Genomic DNA, 17,180 nt, shown 5'->3' on the forward strand with positions numbered 1-17,180 from the left:
TTATGCGGAGCAGCAGGGACCGTCGGCTGCCCTGCAACGGGCTGAGGCACAGGATCGTAGCGGCAGGCTTGCTCAGAAGGGCAACTGCAGGGGAGGAATGTATGGCTTCAATTGAGAGCGCTGGGACACTTTCAGGCGCTGGCGCAGGTTTTCTTGATCGCGAGCGGACCATCGCGACCGCCGGGTTCAATCGGTGGCTGGTGCCGCCGGCTGCGCTGTGCATCCATCTCTGCATCGGCATGGCCTACGGCTTCTCCGTGTTCTGGCTGCCGCTGTCGCGCGCGATCGGAGTGACCGCGCCGAAGGCGTGCGCAGACATGTCGCTGTTTCAGGAGCTGTTCACGACCAGCTGCGACTGGAAGGTCGCGAGCATGGGGTGGATGTACACGCTCTTCTTCGTGCTGCTCGGTATCGCGGCTGCGGTCTGGGGCGGCTGGCTCGAGCGCGTCGGCCCGCGCAAGGCCGGCTTCGTCTCGGCGCTCTGCTGGTGCGGCGGCCTCTTCCTCGGTGCGATCGGTATCTACACCCATCAGCTCTGGCTGTTGTGGCTGGGCTCGGGCGTCATCGGCGGCATCGGTCTCGGCCTCGGCTACATCTCGCCGGTGTCGACGCTCGTTAAATGGTTTCCGGACCGTCGCGGCATGGCGACCGGCATGGCCATCATGGGCTTCGGCGGCGGTGCCATGATCGGCGCGCCGCTGGCGAACCTCTTGATGAACTACTTCAAGACCCCGACCTCGGTCGGCGTCTGGGAGACCTTCGTCGCGATGGGCGTCATCTACTTCGTCTTCATGATGATCGGCGCGTTCCGCTATCGCCTGCCGCCGCCCGGCTGGCAGCCCGAGGGCTGGACCCCGCCGTCGAAGGCCAACGCGATGATCTCGAAGAACAACGTCCATCTCAACGACGCGCACAAGACGCCGCAGTTCTGGCTGATCTGGTGGGTGCTCTGTCTGAACGTGTCGGCGGGTATCGGCGTGATCGGCATGGCCTCGCCGATGCTCCAGGAGATCTTCGCCGGCAAGTTGATCGGCCTGCCGGACGTTGGCTTCAACGCGCTCGATGCCGGGCAGAAGGCGCAGATCGCCGCGATCGCCGCCGGCTTCGCCGGATTGCTGTCGCTGTTCAACATCGGCGGCCGCTTCTTCTGGGCATCGCTGTCGGACAAGATCGGGCGCAAGAACACCTACTACACGTTCTTCATCCTCGGAATCGTGCTCTATGCGCTGGCGCCGACCTTTGCGGCGATGGGCTCGAAGCTGCTCTTCGTACTCGGCTTCGGCATCATCCTGTCGATGTATGGCGGCGGCTTCGCCACCGTGCCGGCCTATCTCGCCGACATGTTCGGGACCCAGTTCGTCGGCGCCATCCACGGCCGGCTGCTGACGGCGTGGTCGACCGCGGGCATCATCGGCCCGGTCGTCGTGAACTACATCCGCGAGTTCCAGCTCGCGGCGGGCGTGCCGCGCGACCAGCTCTACAACACGACCATGTACATCCTGTGCGCGATGCTGATCGCGGGCCTGATCTGCAACTACCTGATCAAGCCGGTCGATTCGAAGTGGCACATGAAGGAGGCCGATGTCGCCAAGTTGCAGGCGGCAAGCGCCAACGCCGCTGCCGCGGGGCCGCACGGCTCCTACGGCATCGGCTTTGGCGGGCTTGACGCCAAGGCGGCGATGTTCTGGGCCTTCGTCGGCGTTCCCCTGCTTTGGGGTGTCTGGAAGACGCTGGAGAGCGCGGTCAAGATCTTCTGATCGCCGTCGACACTGCCGCGGGATGCTGATCATCAGCGTCCCGCGGCGTTCGCCTTTTAGACATCATCGAGAATGGGACTTAGGGGGATTGAAATGCTTCGTACCCGAATTTGCCTTGCGGCCGTGCTGCTTGTCGCTGGCCTTCATGCCGCATCTGCCCAGACGGCGACGACACCGGCGGCACCTGCCGCAACGACCGAAGCCAAGCCAGGCAAGATCAAGCTCACCATGCAGAAGCTGAAGGACATGAAGGCAAAGTGGGCGGCCAACAAGCCGAAGCTCAAGGCCTGCCGCGCCGACGTGAAGTCCAAGGGCCTCACGGGCGACGACCGCTGGTTCTACATCGAAGAGTGCATGAGCAAGACCTGAGATCGGGTTCCGGTCGAGTTTGCGTGAGGGGGCATGGCAGCAACGCTGCCTGCCTCTAAATGATTATAGAGACGTTCTAAATTTGCTTGGCGTCTGGTATACCAGAGGCTAGAGTTGCTTGGAATGAGGCCTGAACCGCGAAACGCGGGCGACGTGGTTCCCGATGGTCGGGCCTGGGAATGAGGAGGGACCGTGATGACGGTTCCGCCTGAGATCATCGCGCTTTTTCAGGAGAACGCGACGTTTCCATGAGCAGCAACGACGACGTCCACAAGGTCAGAGAATTCGAGCATCCGGGCGAGGGACGCAAGCGAGCCAAGGCCACGCCCAAGGGGCGGCAGGTCGATCCCACCGCCGCCCATGAGATCGAGCAGCTGCTCGGCGACAGGCCGCGGCGGCGCGACCTCCTGATCGAATATCTGCACCTGATCCAGGACAGATATCACCAGATTTCGGCCGCGCATCTCGCCGCGCTGGCCGACGAGATGAAGCTCGCCTTCGCCGAGGTGTTCGAGACCGCGACCTTCTACGCGCATTTCGACGTGGTGAAGGAGGGCGAGCCCGATATCGCGCCGCTGACGATCCGGGTCTGCGACTCCCTGACCTGCGCGATGCTTGGCGGCGAGAAGCTGCTCGAGGATTTGCAGAGCTCGGCCGGCCCGGGCATTCGAGTGGTGCGGGCACCCTGCGTCGGGTTTTGTGACAGCGCGCCGGTTGCCGAAGTCGGGCATCGCTATGTCCTGAACGCGACCAACGCCGAAGTGCTCGACACTGTGGCGCGGCGCGAGACCGATCCGATCATTCCGGCCTATGTCGATTATGACACCTATGTGAGGGATGGTGGTTACAAGCTGCTCGGCGATCTTCGCGCCGGGAAGATCAGCAAGGACGACATTCTCAAGGTCCTCGACGATTCCAGCCTTCGCGGCTTGGGTGGCGCGGGCTTTCCAACGGGACGCAAGTGGCGTGCGGTGCTCAACGAGCCCGGTCCGCGTTTGATGGTCGTCAACGGGGACGAGGGCGAACCCGGCACCTTCAAGGATCGGTTTTACCTGCTTCGCGACGTCCATCGTTTCCTCGAAGGAACCTTGATCGCTGCGCATGTCATCGATGCCGACGACATCTATATCTATCTGCGCGATGAGTACCCGGCGGCCCACAAATTGCTCCCGGTTGAGATCGCCAAGCTGCCGCCGGGCGGTCCCAACATTCACCTGCGGCGGGGCGCCGGCGCTTACATCTGTGGCGAGGAATCCGCTCTTCTCGAGAGCATCGAGGGGAAGCGCGGTCTGCCGCGGCACAAGCCGCCTTATCCTTTCCAGGTCGGACTCTTCGGTCTGCCGACCCTGATCAACAATCTCGAAACGCTGTTCTGGGTGCGTGACCTCTTTGAGAAGGGCGCATCCTGGTGGATGTCGCAAGGGCGCAACGGTCGCCACGGCCTGCGCAGCTATTCGGTTTCGGGCCGGGTCAAGGAGCCCGGCGTCAAGCTCGCGCCTGCCGGGCTGACGATCCGTGAACTCATCGACGAGTATTGTGGCGGCATGGCCGACGGCCATCAGTTCCACGCGTACCTGCCGGGCGGCGCGTCGGGCGGCATCCTGCCGGCGTCGATGGACGACATCCCGCTCGATTTCGGCACGCTGGAGAAATACGGCTGCTTCATCGGCTCGGCCGCGATCGTGATCCTGTCGCAGAAGGACAGCGTGCGCGCGGCGGCGCTGAACCTGATGAAGTTCTTCGAGGACGAGAGTTGCGGCCAGTGCACGCCGTGCCGCGTCGGAACCCAGAAGGCAGCGCTGCTGATGCAGAAGCCGGTCTGGAACCGCGCCTTGCTGGAAGAATTGAGCCAGGCGATGCGCGATGCCTCGATCTGCGGGCTTGGTCAGGCGGCATCGAATCCGCTCTCCACCGTGATCAAATATTTCCCTGACGAGTTCAAGGAAGCGGCCGAATGACCAAAATCAAGTTCGAGCTCGACGGCAAGCAGGTCGAAGCCAATGCCGGCGAAACGATCTGGCAGGTTGCAAAGCGCCAGGGCCGCGAGATTCCGCATCTGTGCTATTCGCCGGCGCCCGACTACCGCCCCGACGGCAATTGCCGTGCCTGTATGGTCGAGATCGAGGGCGAGCGCGTGCTCGCCGCGTCGTGCAAGCGAACGCCGTCGGTCGGCATGAAGGTGAAGACCGAGTCCGCGCGTGCGGTGTCCGCGCAGAAGATGGTGATGGAGCTGCTGGTCGCCGATCAGCCGGCGCGCGAGACCAGCCACGATCCGGATTCGAAATTCTGGCACTGGGCCGAGACCACCGGCGTCACCGAAAGCCGCTTCCCCGCCGCCGAGCGCTGGGCCACCGATGCCAGCCATCCGGCGATGCGCGTCAATCTCGATGCCTGCATCCAGTGCGGCCTGTGCGTGCGCGCCTGCCGCGAGGTCCAGGTCAACGACGTCATCGGCATGGCTTATCGCAGCCATGGCTCGAAAATCGTGTTCGACTTCGACGATCCCATGGGCGAGTCCACCTGCGTCGCCTGCGGCGAATGCGTGCAGGCCTGCCCGACCGGCGCGCTGATGCCGGCCGTCATGCTCGATGAGAACCAGACCCGTGTCACCTATGCCGACAAGAAGGTGGATTCGCTCTGCCCGTTCTGCGGCGTCGGCTGCCAGGTGACCTACGAGGTCAAGGACGAGAAGGTGATCTATGCCGAGGGCCGTGACGGCCCGGCCAACCACAACCGGCTCTGCGTGAAGGGCCGCTTCGGCTTCGACTACATCCACCATCCGCATCGCCTGACCAAGCCGCTGGTGCGGTTGCCGAATGCGAAGAAGGATGCCAACGACCAGGTCGATCCGGCCAATCCCTTCACCCATTTCCGTGAAGCGAGCTGGGAGGAAGCGCTCGACATCGCCGCCAAGGGTCTCGTCAAGATTCGCGACGAGAAGGGCGTGAAGGCGCTGGCCGGCTTCGGTTCGGCCAAGGGCTCGAACGAAGAGGCCTATCTGTTCCAGAAGCTAGTGCGCACCGGTTTCGGCTCGAACAATGTCGACCACTGCACCCGCCTGTGCCACGCCTCGTCGGTTGCGGCTCTGTTCGAAGGCCTGAGCTCGGGCGCGGTGTCGGCGCCGTTCTCGGCTGCGATGGACGCCGAGGTCATCATCGTGATCGGCGCCAATCCGACCGTGAACCATCCGGTCGCCGCCACCTTCATCAAGAACGCGGTCAAGCAGAATGGCGCAAAGCTGTTCGTGATGGACCCGCGCCGGCAGACGCTGTCGCGCCATGCGACCAAGCATCTGCAGTTCAAGCCCGGCTCCGACGTCGCCATGCTGAACGCGATGATCAACACGATCATCACCGAAGGCCTGACCGACGACCAGTACATCGCCGGCTATACCGAGGGTTTTGAGGACCTCAAGGAGAAGATCAAGGAGTTCACGCCGGAGAAGATGGAGGCGATCTGCGGCATCCCGGCGCAAACCCTGCGCGAGGTGGCGCGGACCTATGCGCGCGCGAAATCCTCGATCATCTTCTGGGGCATGGGCATCAGCCAGCACGTCCACGGCACCGACAACGCGCGCTGCCTGATTGCGCTGGCGCTGATCACCGGCCAGGTCGGCCGTCCCGGCACCGGCCTGCATCCGCTGCGCGGCCAGAACAACGTGCAGGGCGCCTCCGACGCCGGCCTGATCCCGATGTTCCTGCCGGACTATCAGCCGGTCAGCCGTGACGACATGCGCGGGGCGTTCGAAAAGCTCTGGCAGCAGGATCTCGATCCCGTCCGCGGCCTGACCGTGGTCGAGATCATGAACGCGATCCATGCCGGCGAGATCAATGGCATGTACATCGAGGGCGAGAACCCCGCGATGTCCGATCCCGATCTGCAGCATGCGCGCCACGCGCTCGCCATGCTCGATCATCTCGTCGTGCAGGATCTCTTCGTCACCGAGACCGCGTTCCACGCCGACGTCATCCTGCCCGCCTCGGCCTTCGCGGAGAAGGACGGCTCCTTCACCAACACCGATCGCCGCGTGCAGCTCGCACGGCAGGTGATCAAGCCGCCGGGCGATGCGCGGCAGGATCTCTGGATCATCCAGGAGATCGGCAAGCGCATGGGCCTGCCCTGGAATTATGCCGGGCCCGGCGACGTCTTCACCGAGATGGCGCAGCTGATGCCGTCGCTGAAGAACATCACCTGGGAGCGGCTGGTGCGCGAAGGCGCGGTGACCTATCCGGTCGACGACCCGAACAAGCCCGGCAACGAGATCATCTTCACCACGGGCTTCCCGACTGCGAGCGGCCGCGGCAAGATCGTGCCGGCCAAGGTCATTCCGCCGGACGAGCTGCCCGACGCCGAGTATCCGATGGTGCTGTCGACCGGCCGCGTGCTGGAGCACTGGCACACCGGCTCGATGACGCGCCGCGCCCAGGTGCTCGACCAGATCGAGCCGGAGGCGGTCGCGTTCATGTCGCCGAAGGACATGCGCAAGAAGAAGCTCGCGCCCGGCGATTTCATCCGGTTGGAGACCCGCCGCGGCGCAGTCGAGGTCAAGGTCCGCTCCGATCGCGACGTGCCGGAGAACATGGTGTTCATGCCGTTCTGCTACGCGGAAGCGGCGGCCAATCTCCTGACCAATCCGGCGCTCGACCCGTTCGGCAAGATCCCGGAGTTCAAGTTCTGCGCGGTCAGGGCCGAGCGCGCGGAGATGCGGGACGCGGCGGAGTAGGACCTCCGTCGTCATTGGGCGGCACGGCGTCGCCCAACCCACCGCTGTCGTCCCCGCGAACGCGGGGACCCATACCGCGTGATCTCTCGATGGGTAGCGGTCGCAGTCCCGGACCACTACTCTTCACCAAACCACTCCCTGTGGCTATGGGTCCCCGCGTTCGCGGGGACGACACTGAGGGTGTGGCAGGCAAAGGCATCCACACCGTCATCGCGAGCGCAGCGAAGCAATCCAGAATTCCTCCGCGGAGACAGTCTGGATTGCTTCATCGCTTCGCTCCTCGCAATGACGGTGCTACATATCGCGCATGTCCAAAGCCACCCCTGCCACGCGCGCGCTCGCGGCCGCCGGCGTTGCCTTCACCGTCCACACCTACGACTACGATCCTGACGCCGAAAGCATCGGGCTCCAGGCGGCGTCCGCGCTCGGGGAAGATCCGGCGCGCGTGCTGAAGACGCTGATGGCGCTGGTCGACGGCAAGCCGGTCTGCGTCGTCGTCCCGTCCGACCAGGAAGTATCCATGAAGAAGCTCGCAGCTGCCGCCGGCGGCAAGGCGGCGCAGATGATGAAGCCGCCGGAAGCCGAGCGCGTCACCGGCTTCAAGGTCGGCGGCATCAGTCCTTTCGGGCAACGGAAACCGGTGTGGACCGTGATCGAGCAGAGCGCGCTCACGCATGATCGGGTCTATATCAACGGCGGCCAGCGCGGCTTGCAGGTCCGGCTCAAGCCGGACGATGCGCGGGGCGTGTTGAAGGCGGTCGTTGCTGACGTGATTGCCTGAGCGCCTTGCCTTAGCGTCCCGCCGCTATTGCTTCTGCAACAGCTTCAGACGGCAGCGCAGTGCTTCACGAATGTGCGCGCGGGCGAGTTGTTCCGCCTTGTCGCCGTCGCGGGCGGCGATCGCGTCGATGATGGCCTGATGTTCCCCGTGGCTGGTTGACGGACGGCCGGTTACGGTGAAGGTGGTGGGACCGAGCAGCGCGATCCAGTCCTGCAGTTCACGCGAGGCATTGTCGAGATAGCGGTTGCGCGCGGCGCGGCAGATGGCTTCGTGGAAGGCGCGGTTGAGCCTCGCCATCTCGGCGGCGTCGGTTTCGGACGCCTCGACAAACGCCTGCTCGATGTCCCTGAGCGCATCGATCTCTGGTGCCGAGGCATGCTCGGCAGCGAGGCGCGCGGCGGCGCCCTCCATGATCTCGCGCATGGCGTAGAGCTCGAGCACCTCGGAAATGTCGAGGTTGCGCACGATCAGCCCGCGGCCGCCGGCAGGCTCGACGAAGCCGCGGGCCGCGAGACGGCCGAGCGCCTCACGAACCGGCGTGCGGCTGACCTTCAGCCGCTGGGCGACTTCTTCCTCGCGCAATCGGTCGCCGGCGCGGTAGCTGCCGGCCTGGAGCGCCTCGCAGAGCGAGCGGAACACGGCTTCGCCCAGCGCGACGCCGGCGCCGCGCGCGATCGATCCGCCTGTCTTTGCCGGGCGTCTGGCCATGTTCCCTCACGGCGCATCCTGCCCATGCAGAGATGCCGCTTGCACCGCGGATGTATATCTTTGTATACAAAAGTACGCAATGGCCGTCCGGATTGATCGGGGCCATCAGCGGCAGAATGTCTCTAACTTCGTCGCATCGGGCAGACGGCATGAGCAGCAAATACGACGTGCTGGTGATCGGCGGCGGCAACGCGGCGCTGTGCGCGGCGATCTCGGCGCGCCGCGGCGGTGCCTCGGTGCTCGTGCTGGAGGGCGCGCCGAAATTCTATCGCGGCGGCAACACGCGCCACACCCGCAACATGCGCTGCGCCCATGACGCGGCGACGGAAATCCTCACTGGCCCCTACACCGAGGAGGAGTTCTGGGAGGATCTGCTGCGCGTCACCGGCGGGCAGACCGACGAGGTGCTCGCGCGACACATGATCCGCGAGTCCAAGGACATCCTGAACTGGATCGTGGAGCAGGGCGTGCGCTGGCAGCCCTCGCTCGGCGGCACGCTGAGCCTTGGCCGCACCAACTCCTTCTTCCTCGGCGGCGGCCGCGCGATGCTCAACGCGCTCTATCTCACCGCGGAGCGGCTCGGCGTCGACGTCGAATACGACGCCGAAGTCACGGACCTCGTGATCGAGGACGGCATGTTCCTCGCCGCGCGCCTCAAGCGGCCGATCGGGGGCGAGACCGAGATCCGCGCGACCGCGCTGGTCGCGGCGGCCGGCGGGTTCGAGGCCAACATCGAATGGCTGAAGCAGTATTGGGGCGAGGCCGCCGACAATTTCCTGATCCGCGGCACGCCCTATAACCGCGGCTCGATCCTGAAGATGCTGCTCGACAAGGGCGTGCAGGAGGTCGGCGATCCCACGCAATGTCATGCGGTGGCAATCGATGCCCGCGCGCCGAAATTCGACGGCGGCATCATCACGCGTCACGACTCCGTCGTGTTCGGCATCGTCGTCAACAAGCACTCGCAGCGCTTCTATGACGAGGGCGAGGACATCTGGCCGAAGCGCTACGCCATCTGGGGCCGGCTGGTGGCAGCGCAGCCCGACCAGATCGCCTACATCATTTTTGATTCAACGGTCGTCACGAGCTTCATGCCGACGCTGTTCCCGCCGATCGCGGGGCAGACGGTCGCCGAGCTCGCCGGCAAGCTCGAACTCGATCCCGCCGCGCTGGAGAAGACCATCACCCAGTTCAACGCGGCAGTGCGGCCGGGCACCTTCGACCATACCATCCTGGACGACTGCGTGACCGAAGGCATCACGCCGCCCAAGACGCACTGGGCGAGGCGGATCGAGACGCCGCCCTATCTCGCCTATCCGGTGCGGCCCGGCATCACCTTCACCTATCTCGGCACGCGCGTGAACAAGGAGGCGCGGATGCTGATGGCAGACGGCAAACCGTCGGCCAACATGTTCGCGGCCGGCGAGATCATGGCGGGCAACGTGCTCGGCAAAGGCTATGCCGCCGGCATGGGCATGACCATCGGCAGCGTGTTCGGGCGGATCGCAGGACGGGAAGCGGCGAAACATGCACGGAACTAGGATCCTTGACGAGGCCGACCGCCTGATGACGGTCTGCAATTCCTGCCGCTACTGCGAAGGTCTGTGCGCGGTGTTTCCGGCCATGGAAATGCGCCGCGCCTTTTCCGACGGCGACCTCAACTACCTCGCCAACCTCTGCCACTCCTGCGGCGCCTGCTACGTCGACTGCCAGTTCTCGCCGCCGCACGAGTTCAATGTCAACGTCCCGAAGACGCTCGCGGTGGCGCGCGCCGAGTCCTATGCGGCCTATGCCTGGCCGGGTGCGCTGTCCGGCGCCTTCGCGCGCAACGGCCTCGTCATCAGCATCATTGCTGCGCTCAGCATGGCCGCCTTCATCCTCGGTTTCGCCGCCTTGAATGACCGCAGCGTGCTGTTCGGCGTGCACACCGGGCCTGGCGCGTTCTACAAGCTGATGCCGCACAACGCGATGGCTGCGCTCTTCAGCGCAGCGTTCCTCTATGCGGTGCTCGCGCTGGTCATGAGCGTGCGCGCGTTCTGGCGCGACATCGGTACGCCGATCGGCGGACGCGCCGACGGTGGCTCCATCTTCCAGGCGATCCGCGACGCCGGCGAACTGCGCTATCTCCATGGCGGCGGCGTCGGCTGCTACAACGAGGACGACAAGCCGACCGACCGGCGCAAGTTTTTTCATCACCTGACGTTTTACGGCTTCCTGCTGTGCTTTGCCGCGACCTCGGTCGCCACGCTGTATCATTATCTCCTGTCCCGCGAGGCGCCGTATCCCTGGTGGGACGTCCCCGTCGTGCTCGGCACGCTCGGCGGCATCGGCCTCATCGTCGGTCCGATCGGGCTCTTCGTCGCGAAGGCGCGCCGTGATCCGGCACTGCTCGACGAGAACCGCTACGGCATGGACGTCGGCTTCATCGCCATGCTGTTCCTGACCGGCGTCACGGGTATGCTGCTTCTGGTGCTGCGCGAGACTGCCGCGATGGGGCCGCTGCTGGCGCTGCATCTCGGCGCGGTGTTCGCGCTGTTCATCACCATGCCCTACGGCAAATTCGTGCACGGCATCTATCGCTTCGCGGCGCTGGTGCGCTATGCGCAGGAGCGGCGCAGCGAGGCCGGCTCTTGAGGGGCGTGCAGGGCTGACGTATGTCTTGCGCCCGCTCGCCCAGGAAGCGAATCGCGCAAGGAGCCCGTGCCGATGTACATGTTTCTGCCCTTTCTGCTGGCGCTGGTGGGCTGCGCCTGCGTCTGGCGTTCGCGCGCGGGGCTGAGCTATGCGCTCTGGAGCACAACAATTGTCGTCATCGTCGCGTGGTTCTTCCACCACGCGACTGATCCGCTCAAATTTTCCTTCTGAGGGTGTCGAGATGAGCACCACAGCGATCAACGAGCAACAACCGGTCGGCGCGGTCCTGAACGTGCTCGGGCTGCTCGGGATCTCGTCGGTCCTGACCGTCGCATTCTTTTATCAGCTTGCGCTCGGTGAGTTGCCTTGCCCGCTGTGCCTGCTCCAAAGGGCCGGGTTCATTGCGGTCGGCATGGGGTTCCTGTTCAACATGCGCCTTGGTGAACGTCCCTCGCACTATGCGATGATCCTCATAGCCAGCCTCGTCACCGGCTTCATCTCGATCCGGCAGGTGTCGCTGCATCTCGCGCCCGGCGATCCCGGATACGGCTCGACGCTGCTGGGCTTGCATTTCTACACCTGGGCGCTCATCGCGGCGGTCGGGCTCGTCTGCTATGTCGCGCTTGTCTTCGTTCTGAAGGATGTGACCGGCAAGCGAGAAGGGGACGCACCCCTCAACGGGCCGGCATCTCACGCGGTATTTGCGATCTTCGCCTTGCTGGTCGCCGCAAATCTGCTGTCCACCGTGCTGGAGTGCGGAGCGGGGCAGTGCGACGACAACCCGGTTCGCTATCTCCTGCTCAGGTGAGCTGAGCGTTGCGAAAGCGGCCATCGTGCAGAAAGGCGATTGTCTGCTCGATCGCAACGGTATGGCGGGGCAGTCCGGTATGGGACGCCTTGACGACGATGTGGTCGGCCATGTCGGCCAGTTTCGCGCTCGCAACCGAGACCCTGCCGTCATTGGGACGGGGCAGAACAAAGGTCGAGGCGATCGGCGCGATGGTGCGACACCCCGCGATGATGCCAACGGGGTAGTCGGGCGACGGCAGGTCGGCGAGCGCGGGGGCTTGAGCGGTCGTAAGCTGCAGGCCGGCCGGGCCGAAAACGGCGCGGTAGATTGAAATATCCTTCAGCAGATCGGCGACCTCGCTGCCGCCGTTGGGCGTGCCCAGCATCACGACGCGGCCGAGCCGTGCCGGCCGATGCCTCGAAATATAAACACGCGCGAGCAGCCCGCCCATGGAATGTGCGACGAAGTGGATCGCGCCGTCGCATTGCGCCGCAAATGCAGCGACTGGCGCGTGGATCTCCTCGGCGAGTGCCTCGATCGGTTTCTTGCGGCTGGGGTAGTCGAGGTTGAGCGTCGCAAAACCGCGGCGTTGTAGCGCTCGCTCAAGCCGCTTCAGCGTCCAGGAGCCGACCCCGATGCCATGAAGCAAAGCCACGCCATCGCACCGGGTGTCCGCCGGTGCGATGGCGATGGGTTGGATCTCACGCAACCTCGCGCTCCGCCGAGGACGCCTGCTCGCGGGCCATCGTCGTTGCGGTGACATAGTCGGTCTTGCCGGTGCCGAGCAGCGGCACCTTGTCGACCACCATGATCGCCGCGGGCACGGTCAGTTCGGACGCGCCGATCGCCTTGGCCTGGCCCTGCATTGCGCTGCGTTCGGCGTTCTTCTCCGTCGTCAGCAGCACGATGCGCTCGCCCTTGCGCTGGTCCGGGATCGACACGGCGACCGATGCGGCCTGCGGCCACAGCGCGGTTGCAATGCTTTCGACCGCCGACAGCGAGACCATTTCGCCCGCGATCTTGGCGAAGCGCTTGGCGCGGCCCTTGATGGTGATGAAGCCGGCCGGGTCAATCGCCACGATGTCGCCGGTGTCGTGCCAGCCCTCGGCGAGCGGTTCGAGCACGCCAGGATTTTCGGCCCGCAAGTATCCGAGCATCACGTTCGGTCCGCGCACCGACAGGCGTCCGCCTTCCTCGATGCCGGGGACCGGGTCGAGCTTGCTTTCCATCAGCGGCGACAGGCGGCCGACAGTGCCGGGACGGTTGGCCATCGGCGTGTTCATCGCCAGCACCGGCGCCGTCTCGGTGACACCGTAGCCTTCGAGAATGCGGATGCCGTAGCGCTCCATGAACACCTGCCGGGTGCGATCCTTCACCGCCTCGGCGCCGGCGATCACCAGGCGCAGCGTGCGGAAGTCGTAGGCATGTGCCGAGCGCGCATAGCCGGTGAGGAAGGTGTCGGTGCCGAACAGGATGGTGGCGCCGGTCTGGTAGATCAGCTCGGGCACGATCCGGTAGTGCAGCGGCGAGGGGTACATGTAGATCGGAATGCCCGCGAGCATCGGCATCATCATTCCGCCGGTCAGCCCGAAGGAGTGGAACACCGGCAGCACGTTGAACACCTTGTCGTTGGCGTTGGCGTCGACCCGCGCCAGCGCCTGCGCTGCGTTGGCGAGGATGTTGCGGTGGGACAGCACCACGCCCTTGGGCGTGCCTTCCGAGCCCGACGTGAACAGCACGACGGCCGGATCGTTCGCCTGGCGGGTGACGCGCGGCGCGGTGCCGGCCAGCAGGCCCTTGATCTTGTCGGCCGCGCCGATCGAGGCGCGGACATCCTCGAGATAAACGACGCGCGCCTCGGCAGAGATCGCGGCCATCAGCTTGTCGAGCTTGCCTTTCTCGATGAAGGCCTTCGAGGTCAGCACGGTCTTGACCTGCGCGGCCTTCATGGCGGCAAGCACGTTGACCGGTCCGGCCGAGAAGTTGAGCATCGCCGGGACGCGGCCGATGCTCTGCAGCGCCATGAAGACGACGGCGACGCCCGCGGAATTCGGCAGCAGCACGCCGACATTCTCGCCGATGGAGGTGCCGGTCTCGAGCTTGCGGCTCAGGACCTGCGCGCCGAGGATCAGCTTGCGATAGGTCAGCTTGGTGCCGAGCGCGTCCTCGATGATGACCTTGCCGGTGTCGCGGTCGCGATAGGCATGTCCGAGCGCTTCGAACAGCGAGTGATCGAGCATGGCGTTCTTGACCATCGCATCGATCATCACGTCCTGAAGCGCGGCGCCCGCCGCATTGCGGCGCGCCTTGCCCTTCAGGGCCGGATCGACCGGAAGCTTGACCGGCGGCAGGATCGTGACCGTCACCCGCGGGAACCACGAGCGCTTGATCTGGCTAGAGTTGAGATAGCTGAGATGCGAGCGTTGTGCGCCTTCGATGCGGACGGGCACGACGACAGCGTCGGCCTTGTCCGCGATCATCGCGGTGCCGTCATAGACCTTCATCAGCGAGCCGGAGACGGTGATGCGTCCTTCCGGGAAGATCACCACCGGTTCGCCGGCGGCAACGAGCTTGATCAGGTCGCGCGCGGCCAGCGGCTTGGTCGGGTCCATGGTGTAGTGCTTGACCACGCGAAGGAACGGCTTGGCCCACCAGGCCTTGGAGATGCCGGTATCCACGGCGAAGCTCGCGTCGATCGGCAGCACGGCGTGCAGCAGCGGGCCGTCGATCAGGCTGACATGGTTGGGCGCGATCAGCATCCGCGTGCCGGCAGGCGGCAGGTTCTCGAGCCCGCGAACTTCGGTGCGGAACAGCGCACGGAACAGCAGCCCGCCGAAATCGCGCACGCCTTCCTTGCCCCATTTCGTCAGCACGAACCAGACCGCGCCGAAGCTTGCGACGCCGAGTCCGAAGAAGATCCAGCCGACATGCAATCCGCCCGCCTGCAGCAGCGCCACGAACAGCGAGCCGACCACCATGAAGGCGGCCTGCAGCACGTTGCCGGCGGCGATGATGCGGGCGCGCTCATTCGGCGCCGACCACGCTTGCACGGCGGCAAAGGACGGAACGACGAACAGGCCGCCGCCGAATGCGAAGGCGACGAAGTCGATCAGCATGCGCAGACCCGCGAACGAGGTTGCGAAGTCGACCGCAGCGATGTTCTGCCCCTTGGCGGTCACGGCGATGGCCCAGGCGAGGTCGAGGCCGGCAAAGCCCATGATGATGGCGCCGATCGGCACCAGTGCGAGGTTCGGCCGAACGTGGCTGAGGCTGGCCGCGAACAGTGAGCCGATGGCAATGCCGATCGCGAAGATCGCAAGGCAGAGCGTCACCACGCCCTCGGTGCCACCGACGACCTCCTTGACCAGCGCCGGCAGCAGCGACAGCACGATCGCGCCGACCAGCCAGAACCAGGAGACGATCACGGTGCCGTCCCACAGCCGGTGGTCGGCGTAGAGCGTTTTGAGCAGGCTGAGCGTCGAGGTCCAGGGATTCGCATCGACGGGCAGATCGGGTGCAGAGGGGGTTGTCTGCGGAATGCGGGAGGCGAAGGCCCAGGACAACAGGGCCAGCACAACGACGGCCGATGCGACCCAGCCCATATGGGTGGAGCCGGCCACGAACTGGCCGCCGGCGACGGTGCCGAGCAGGATGGCCATGAAGGTCGCGCCTTCGACCAGGGCGTTGCCGGTCGCGAGCTCACCGAGCTCGAGCTGGTCCGGCAGCATGGCGTATTTCACCGGGCCGAACAGGGCGGCGATGGTGCCGAACAGCGCGAGCGCCGTGAACAGCAGCGGCACCGAGTGGAGGAAGAAGCCGGCAGCAGCAAAGCAGGCGGCGAAGATCTCGACGAATTTGAGCCGCCTTGCGACGACGGATTTGACGTATTTGTCGGCGAGCTGACCGCCGAGGCCGGACAGGATGAAATAGGGGAAGATGAAGACGGCGCCTGCGACCGTCACCAGGGCATCGCCATGGCCGGTTGCGGCGCTGTAAAGCAGGATGATGACGAGTGCGTTCTTGAGCACGTTGTCATTGAGCGCCGAGAAGAATTGCGCCCAGAACAGCGGCGCGAAGCGGCGTGACGACATCAAGTCCCTGATCATGACCAGTCCTGTTTTGAAAGGCAGCCTGAGGTGTTTACGGTAGGTGAAACGTCACGACCGGAAGGATGCGGGATAAACGATTGCAGGGTGACGACGGTCGCTGCCTGCTCTGTCCCCTCGGTCCCCCTGATCCTGTTGGTCTCCAAGTGGTCTCGTTAGGTTCGCAATTTTCTGGTCGCGGCCGCAGTTCGGACGGACGGGTCGCGCCTATCGGGGTATCGCGTGGGGCGATGAGGAAAAGCTGAACCGCATCGCCGAGGATTTCCGGACCGGGTGCCAATGTCGGGACATGGTAAGTCCTTCCTTGCAACCGGATCTTGCATTCGAGCCGACCGGAACGTCCCGGCTGCGCCCGCCTCAGGTGAGATGGGCGAGGTGGCGAAAGGGCGAGAGGCGGCCGAGCAGGCTGAACCGGCGGCCCTGATGATTTGCGCGGCCGCGGCTCGCTCGCCACATCCGGAAGGTGGCGCGACGCTCCGTGAGCACGCCGGCAATGTCGCAGGCATTTGCAATGCGATCGACCGGTGCCATCGCGAACCGCAGGAAGGCGCGGCCAGATCCTGCGATGAGAGCCACGGCGTCATCGACGAAGGTGGAGGCGATATCAACAGCGAGGGTTTGCATTTTGCAGGTCTCCAGGTTAATTTGAACAATGTTCACATGAGTAGCTTTAAAATGAACAATGTTCAAGCAGAATCGCCGCGAGACCAGAAAAAAAATCGGCGCAGGCTCCTGATCCTCGAGATCGCCCGCGGCATCATTGCAGCTAAGGGGCTGAGATCGTTGAAGGTTCGGGATGTCGCGGAGGCCGCCGGCTGCTCGGTTGGCAGCGTCTATAACGAGTTCGGCGACTTCGACGGGGTGATCCTGACCGTGAACCGGGAGACCGTTCAGGCGCTGACGGTACGGCTCGGCGGCGTTCCGGCGGAGGATCCGGTCCGCCAGCTCTATGGGCTTGCCGGGACCTACCTCGAATTCTTCGCGGAGCACGCCAATCTGCTGCGATCGCTGTTCGAGCATCGGATGGAGGACGACCGCCCTTATCCCGACGACATCCTTCAGATGGTGATGGACGCCTTCGCGCTGATGCATCCACCCCTGGTGCGGCTGCTACCGGATGCGGACGATGTGAGGATCGCGCTGCTGTCGCGCTCGCTGTTTTCCGCCGTGCATGGAATCATCTCGCTCGGCCTCGAGGAGCGCATGATTGCAGTGCCGCCCCAGATGCTGCGCCAGCAGGTCGAGCAATTCGTCGATACGCATCTCGCCGGCCTCGGGATCGTGCCGGTCGGCGTACGGTCGGCTTGAGGCG

At 64.9% G+C, this 17,180-nt stretch carries 13 protein-coding genes; 10 read left to right on the plus strand and 3 right to left on the minus strand.

Annotated features, from left to right (window positions below):
- The first annotated feature begins 101 nt into the window (after positions 1 to 101).
- The 5 genes from NLM25_RS09850 (at position 102) to ybaK (ending at position 7,630) form a co-directional block, all read left to right on the plus strand.
- Positions 102 to 1,757, plus strand: coding sequence for an OFA family MFS transporter (locus NLM25_RS09850; protein ID WP_254136800.1), 1,656 nt, complete (start codon positions 102 to 104; stop codon positions 1,755 to 1,757).
- 93 nt (positions 1,758 to 1,850) lie between these two features.
- Complete coding sequence (locus NLM25_RS09855; RefSeq protein WP_254136801.1) at positions 1,851 to 2,126, plus strand: hypothetical protein; 276 nt, start codon at positions 1,851 to 1,853, stop codon at positions 2,124 to 2,126.
- Positions 2,127 to 2,374: 248 nt separating this feature from the next.
- Entirely contained in the window at positions 2,375 to 4,084 is a 1,710-nt protein-coding gene (locus tag NLM25_RS09860) for an NADH-ubiquinone oxidoreductase-F iron-sulfur binding region domain-containing protein (protein WP_254136802.1), read from the plus strand.
- A complete protein-coding gene (fdhF, locus tag NLM25_RS09865) occupies positions 4,081 to 6,849 on the plus strand; it encodes a formate dehydrogenase subunit alpha (protein WP_254136803.1) in 2,769 nt (922 codons plus the stop codon). The genes NLM25_RS09860 and fdhF overlap by 4 nt, the downstream gene beginning before the upstream one ends.
- Positions 6,850 to 7,156: 307 nt before the next feature.
- Positions 7,157 to 7,630, plus strand: coding sequence for a Cys-tRNA(Pro) deacylase (gene ybaK / locus NLM25_RS09870; protein WP_254136804.1), 474 nt, complete (start codon positions 7,157 to 7,159; stop codon positions 7,628 to 7,630).
- Positions 7,631 to 7,654: 24 nt separating this feature from the next.
- On the opposite strand, the gene NLM25_RS09875 is transcribed toward ybaK, so the two are convergent.
- Positions 7,655 to 8,338, minus strand: coding sequence for a GntR family transcriptional regulator (locus NLM25_RS09875; protein ID WP_254116698.1), 684 nt, complete (start codon positions 8,336 to 8,338; stop codon positions 7,655 to 7,657).
- Positions 8,339 to 8,487: 149 nt separating this feature from the next.
- Between NLM25_RS09875 and tcuA the strand changes: the two genes are divergently transcribed.
- The 4 genes from tcuA (at position 8,488) to NLM25_RS09895 (ending at position 11,780) form a co-directional block, all read left to right on the plus strand.
- A complete protein-coding gene (gene tcuA, locus NLM25_RS09880; protein WP_254136805.1) occupies positions 8,488 to 9,879 on the plus strand; it encodes an FAD-dependent tricarballylate dehydrogenase TcuA in 1,392 nt (463 codons plus the stop codon).
- Complete coding sequence (gene tcuB / locus NLM25_RS09885; RefSeq protein ID WP_254136806.1) at positions 9,866 to 10,972, plus strand: tricarballylate utilization 4Fe-4S protein TcuB; 1,107 nt, start codon at positions 9,866 to 9,868, stop codon at positions 10,970 to 10,972. The genes tcuA and tcuB overlap by 14 nt, the downstream gene beginning before the upstream one ends.
- 72 nt (positions 10,973 to 11,044) lie before the next feature.
- Positions 11,045 to 11,203 carry a DUF5993 family protein gene (locus tag NLM25_RS09890; protein ID WP_254116701.1) on the plus strand — a complete coding sequence of 53 codons (159 nt, stop codon included), beginning with the start codon at positions 11,045 to 11,047 and terminating at the stop codon, positions 11,201 to 11,203.
- A gap of 10 nt (positions 11,204 to 11,213) precedes the next feature.
- A complete protein-coding gene (locus tag NLM25_RS09895; protein WP_254116702.1) occupies positions 11,214 to 11,780 on the plus strand; it encodes a disulfide bond formation protein B in 567 nt (188 codons plus the stop codon).
- Here the strand turns inward: NLM25_RS09895 and NLM25_RS09900 are convergent.
- The gene (locus tag NLM25_RS09900) at positions 11,773 to 12,471 is read right to left on the minus strand and encodes an alpha/beta fold hydrolase (RefSeq protein ID WP_254136807.1); all 699 of its coding nucleotides are present in this window, start codon (positions 12,469 to 12,471) and stop codon (positions 11,773 to 11,775) included. The genes NLM25_RS09895 and NLM25_RS09900 overlap by 8 nt on opposite strands.
- Positions 12,464 to 15,868, minus strand: coding sequence for an acyl-[ACP]--phospholipid O-acyltransferase (locus NLM25_RS09905; RefSeq protein WP_254136808.1), 3,405 nt, complete (start codon positions 15,866 to 15,868; stop codon positions 12,464 to 12,466). The genes NLM25_RS09900 and NLM25_RS09905 overlap by 8 nt, the downstream gene beginning before the upstream one ends.
- A 675-nt stretch (positions 15,869 to 16,543) precedes the next feature.
- On the opposite strand from NLM25_RS09905, the gene NLM25_RS09910 reads away from it, so the two are divergent.
- The gene (locus NLM25_RS09910; RefSeq protein WP_254141145.1) at positions 16,544 to 17,176 is read left to right on the plus strand and encodes a TetR/AcrR family transcriptional regulator; all 633 of its coding nucleotides are present in this window, start codon (positions 16,544 to 16,546) and stop codon (positions 17,174 to 17,176) included.
- The last annotated feature ends 4 nt before the right edge of the window (positions 17,177 to 17,180 follow it).

Source organism: Bradyrhizobium sp. CCGB01, assembly GCF_024199795.1.
Classification (GTDB): domain Bacteria; phylum Pseudomonadota; class Alphaproteobacteria; order Rhizobiales; family Xanthobacteraceae; genus Bradyrhizobium.

Excerpts from the sequence above, each read along its gene's own strand:
- NLM25_RS09850 (WP_254136800.1), top strand. The coding sequence starts at position 102 with ATGGCTTCAATTGAGAGCGCTGGGACACTTTCAGGCGCTGGCGCAGGT.
- tcuB (WP_254136806.1), top strand. The coding sequence starts at position 9,866 with ATGCACGGAACTAGGATCCTTGACGAGGCCGACCGCCTGATGACGGTC.
- NLM25_RS09890 (WP_254116701.1), top strand. The coding sequence starts at position 11,045 with ATGTACATGTTTCTGCCCTTTCTGCTGGCGCTGGTGGGCTGCGCCTGC.
- NLM25_RS09895 (WP_254116702.1), top strand. The coding sequence starts at position 11,214 with ATGAGCACCACAGCGATCAACGAGCAACAACCGGTCGGCGCGGTCCTG.
- NLM25_RS09910 (WP_254141145.1), top strand. The coding sequence starts at position 16,544 with ATGAACAATGTTCAAGCAGAATCGCCGCGAGACCAGAAAAAAAATCGG.
- NLM25_RS09905 (WP_254136808.1), bottom strand. The coding sequence starts at position 15,868 with ATGATCAGGGACTTGATGTCGTCACGCCGCTTCGCGCCGCTGTTCTGG.
- NLM25_RS09855 (WP_254136801.1), top strand. The coding sequence starts at position 1,851 with ATGCTTCGTACCCGAATTTGCCTTGCGGCCGTGCTGCTTGTCGCTGGC.
- ybaK (WP_254136804.1), top strand. The coding sequence starts at position 7,157 with ATGTCCAAAGCCACCCCTGCCACGCGCGCGCTCGCGGCCGCCGGCGTT.
- NLM25_RS09860 (WP_254136802.1), top strand. The coding sequence starts at position 2,375 with ATGAGCAGCAACGACGACGTCCACAAGGTCAGAGAATTCGAGCATCCG.
- NLM25_RS09875 (WP_254116698.1), bottom strand. The coding sequence starts at position 8,338 with ATGGCCAGACGCCCGGCAAAGACAGGCGGATCGATCGCGCGCGGCGCC.
- fdhF (WP_254136803.1), top strand. The coding sequence starts at position 4,081 with ATGACCAAAATCAAGTTCGAGCTCGACGGCAAGCAGGTCGAAGCCAAT.
- tcuA (WP_254136805.1), top strand. The coding sequence starts at position 8,488 with ATGAGCAGCAAATACGACGTGCTGGTGATCGGCGGCGGCAACGCGGCG.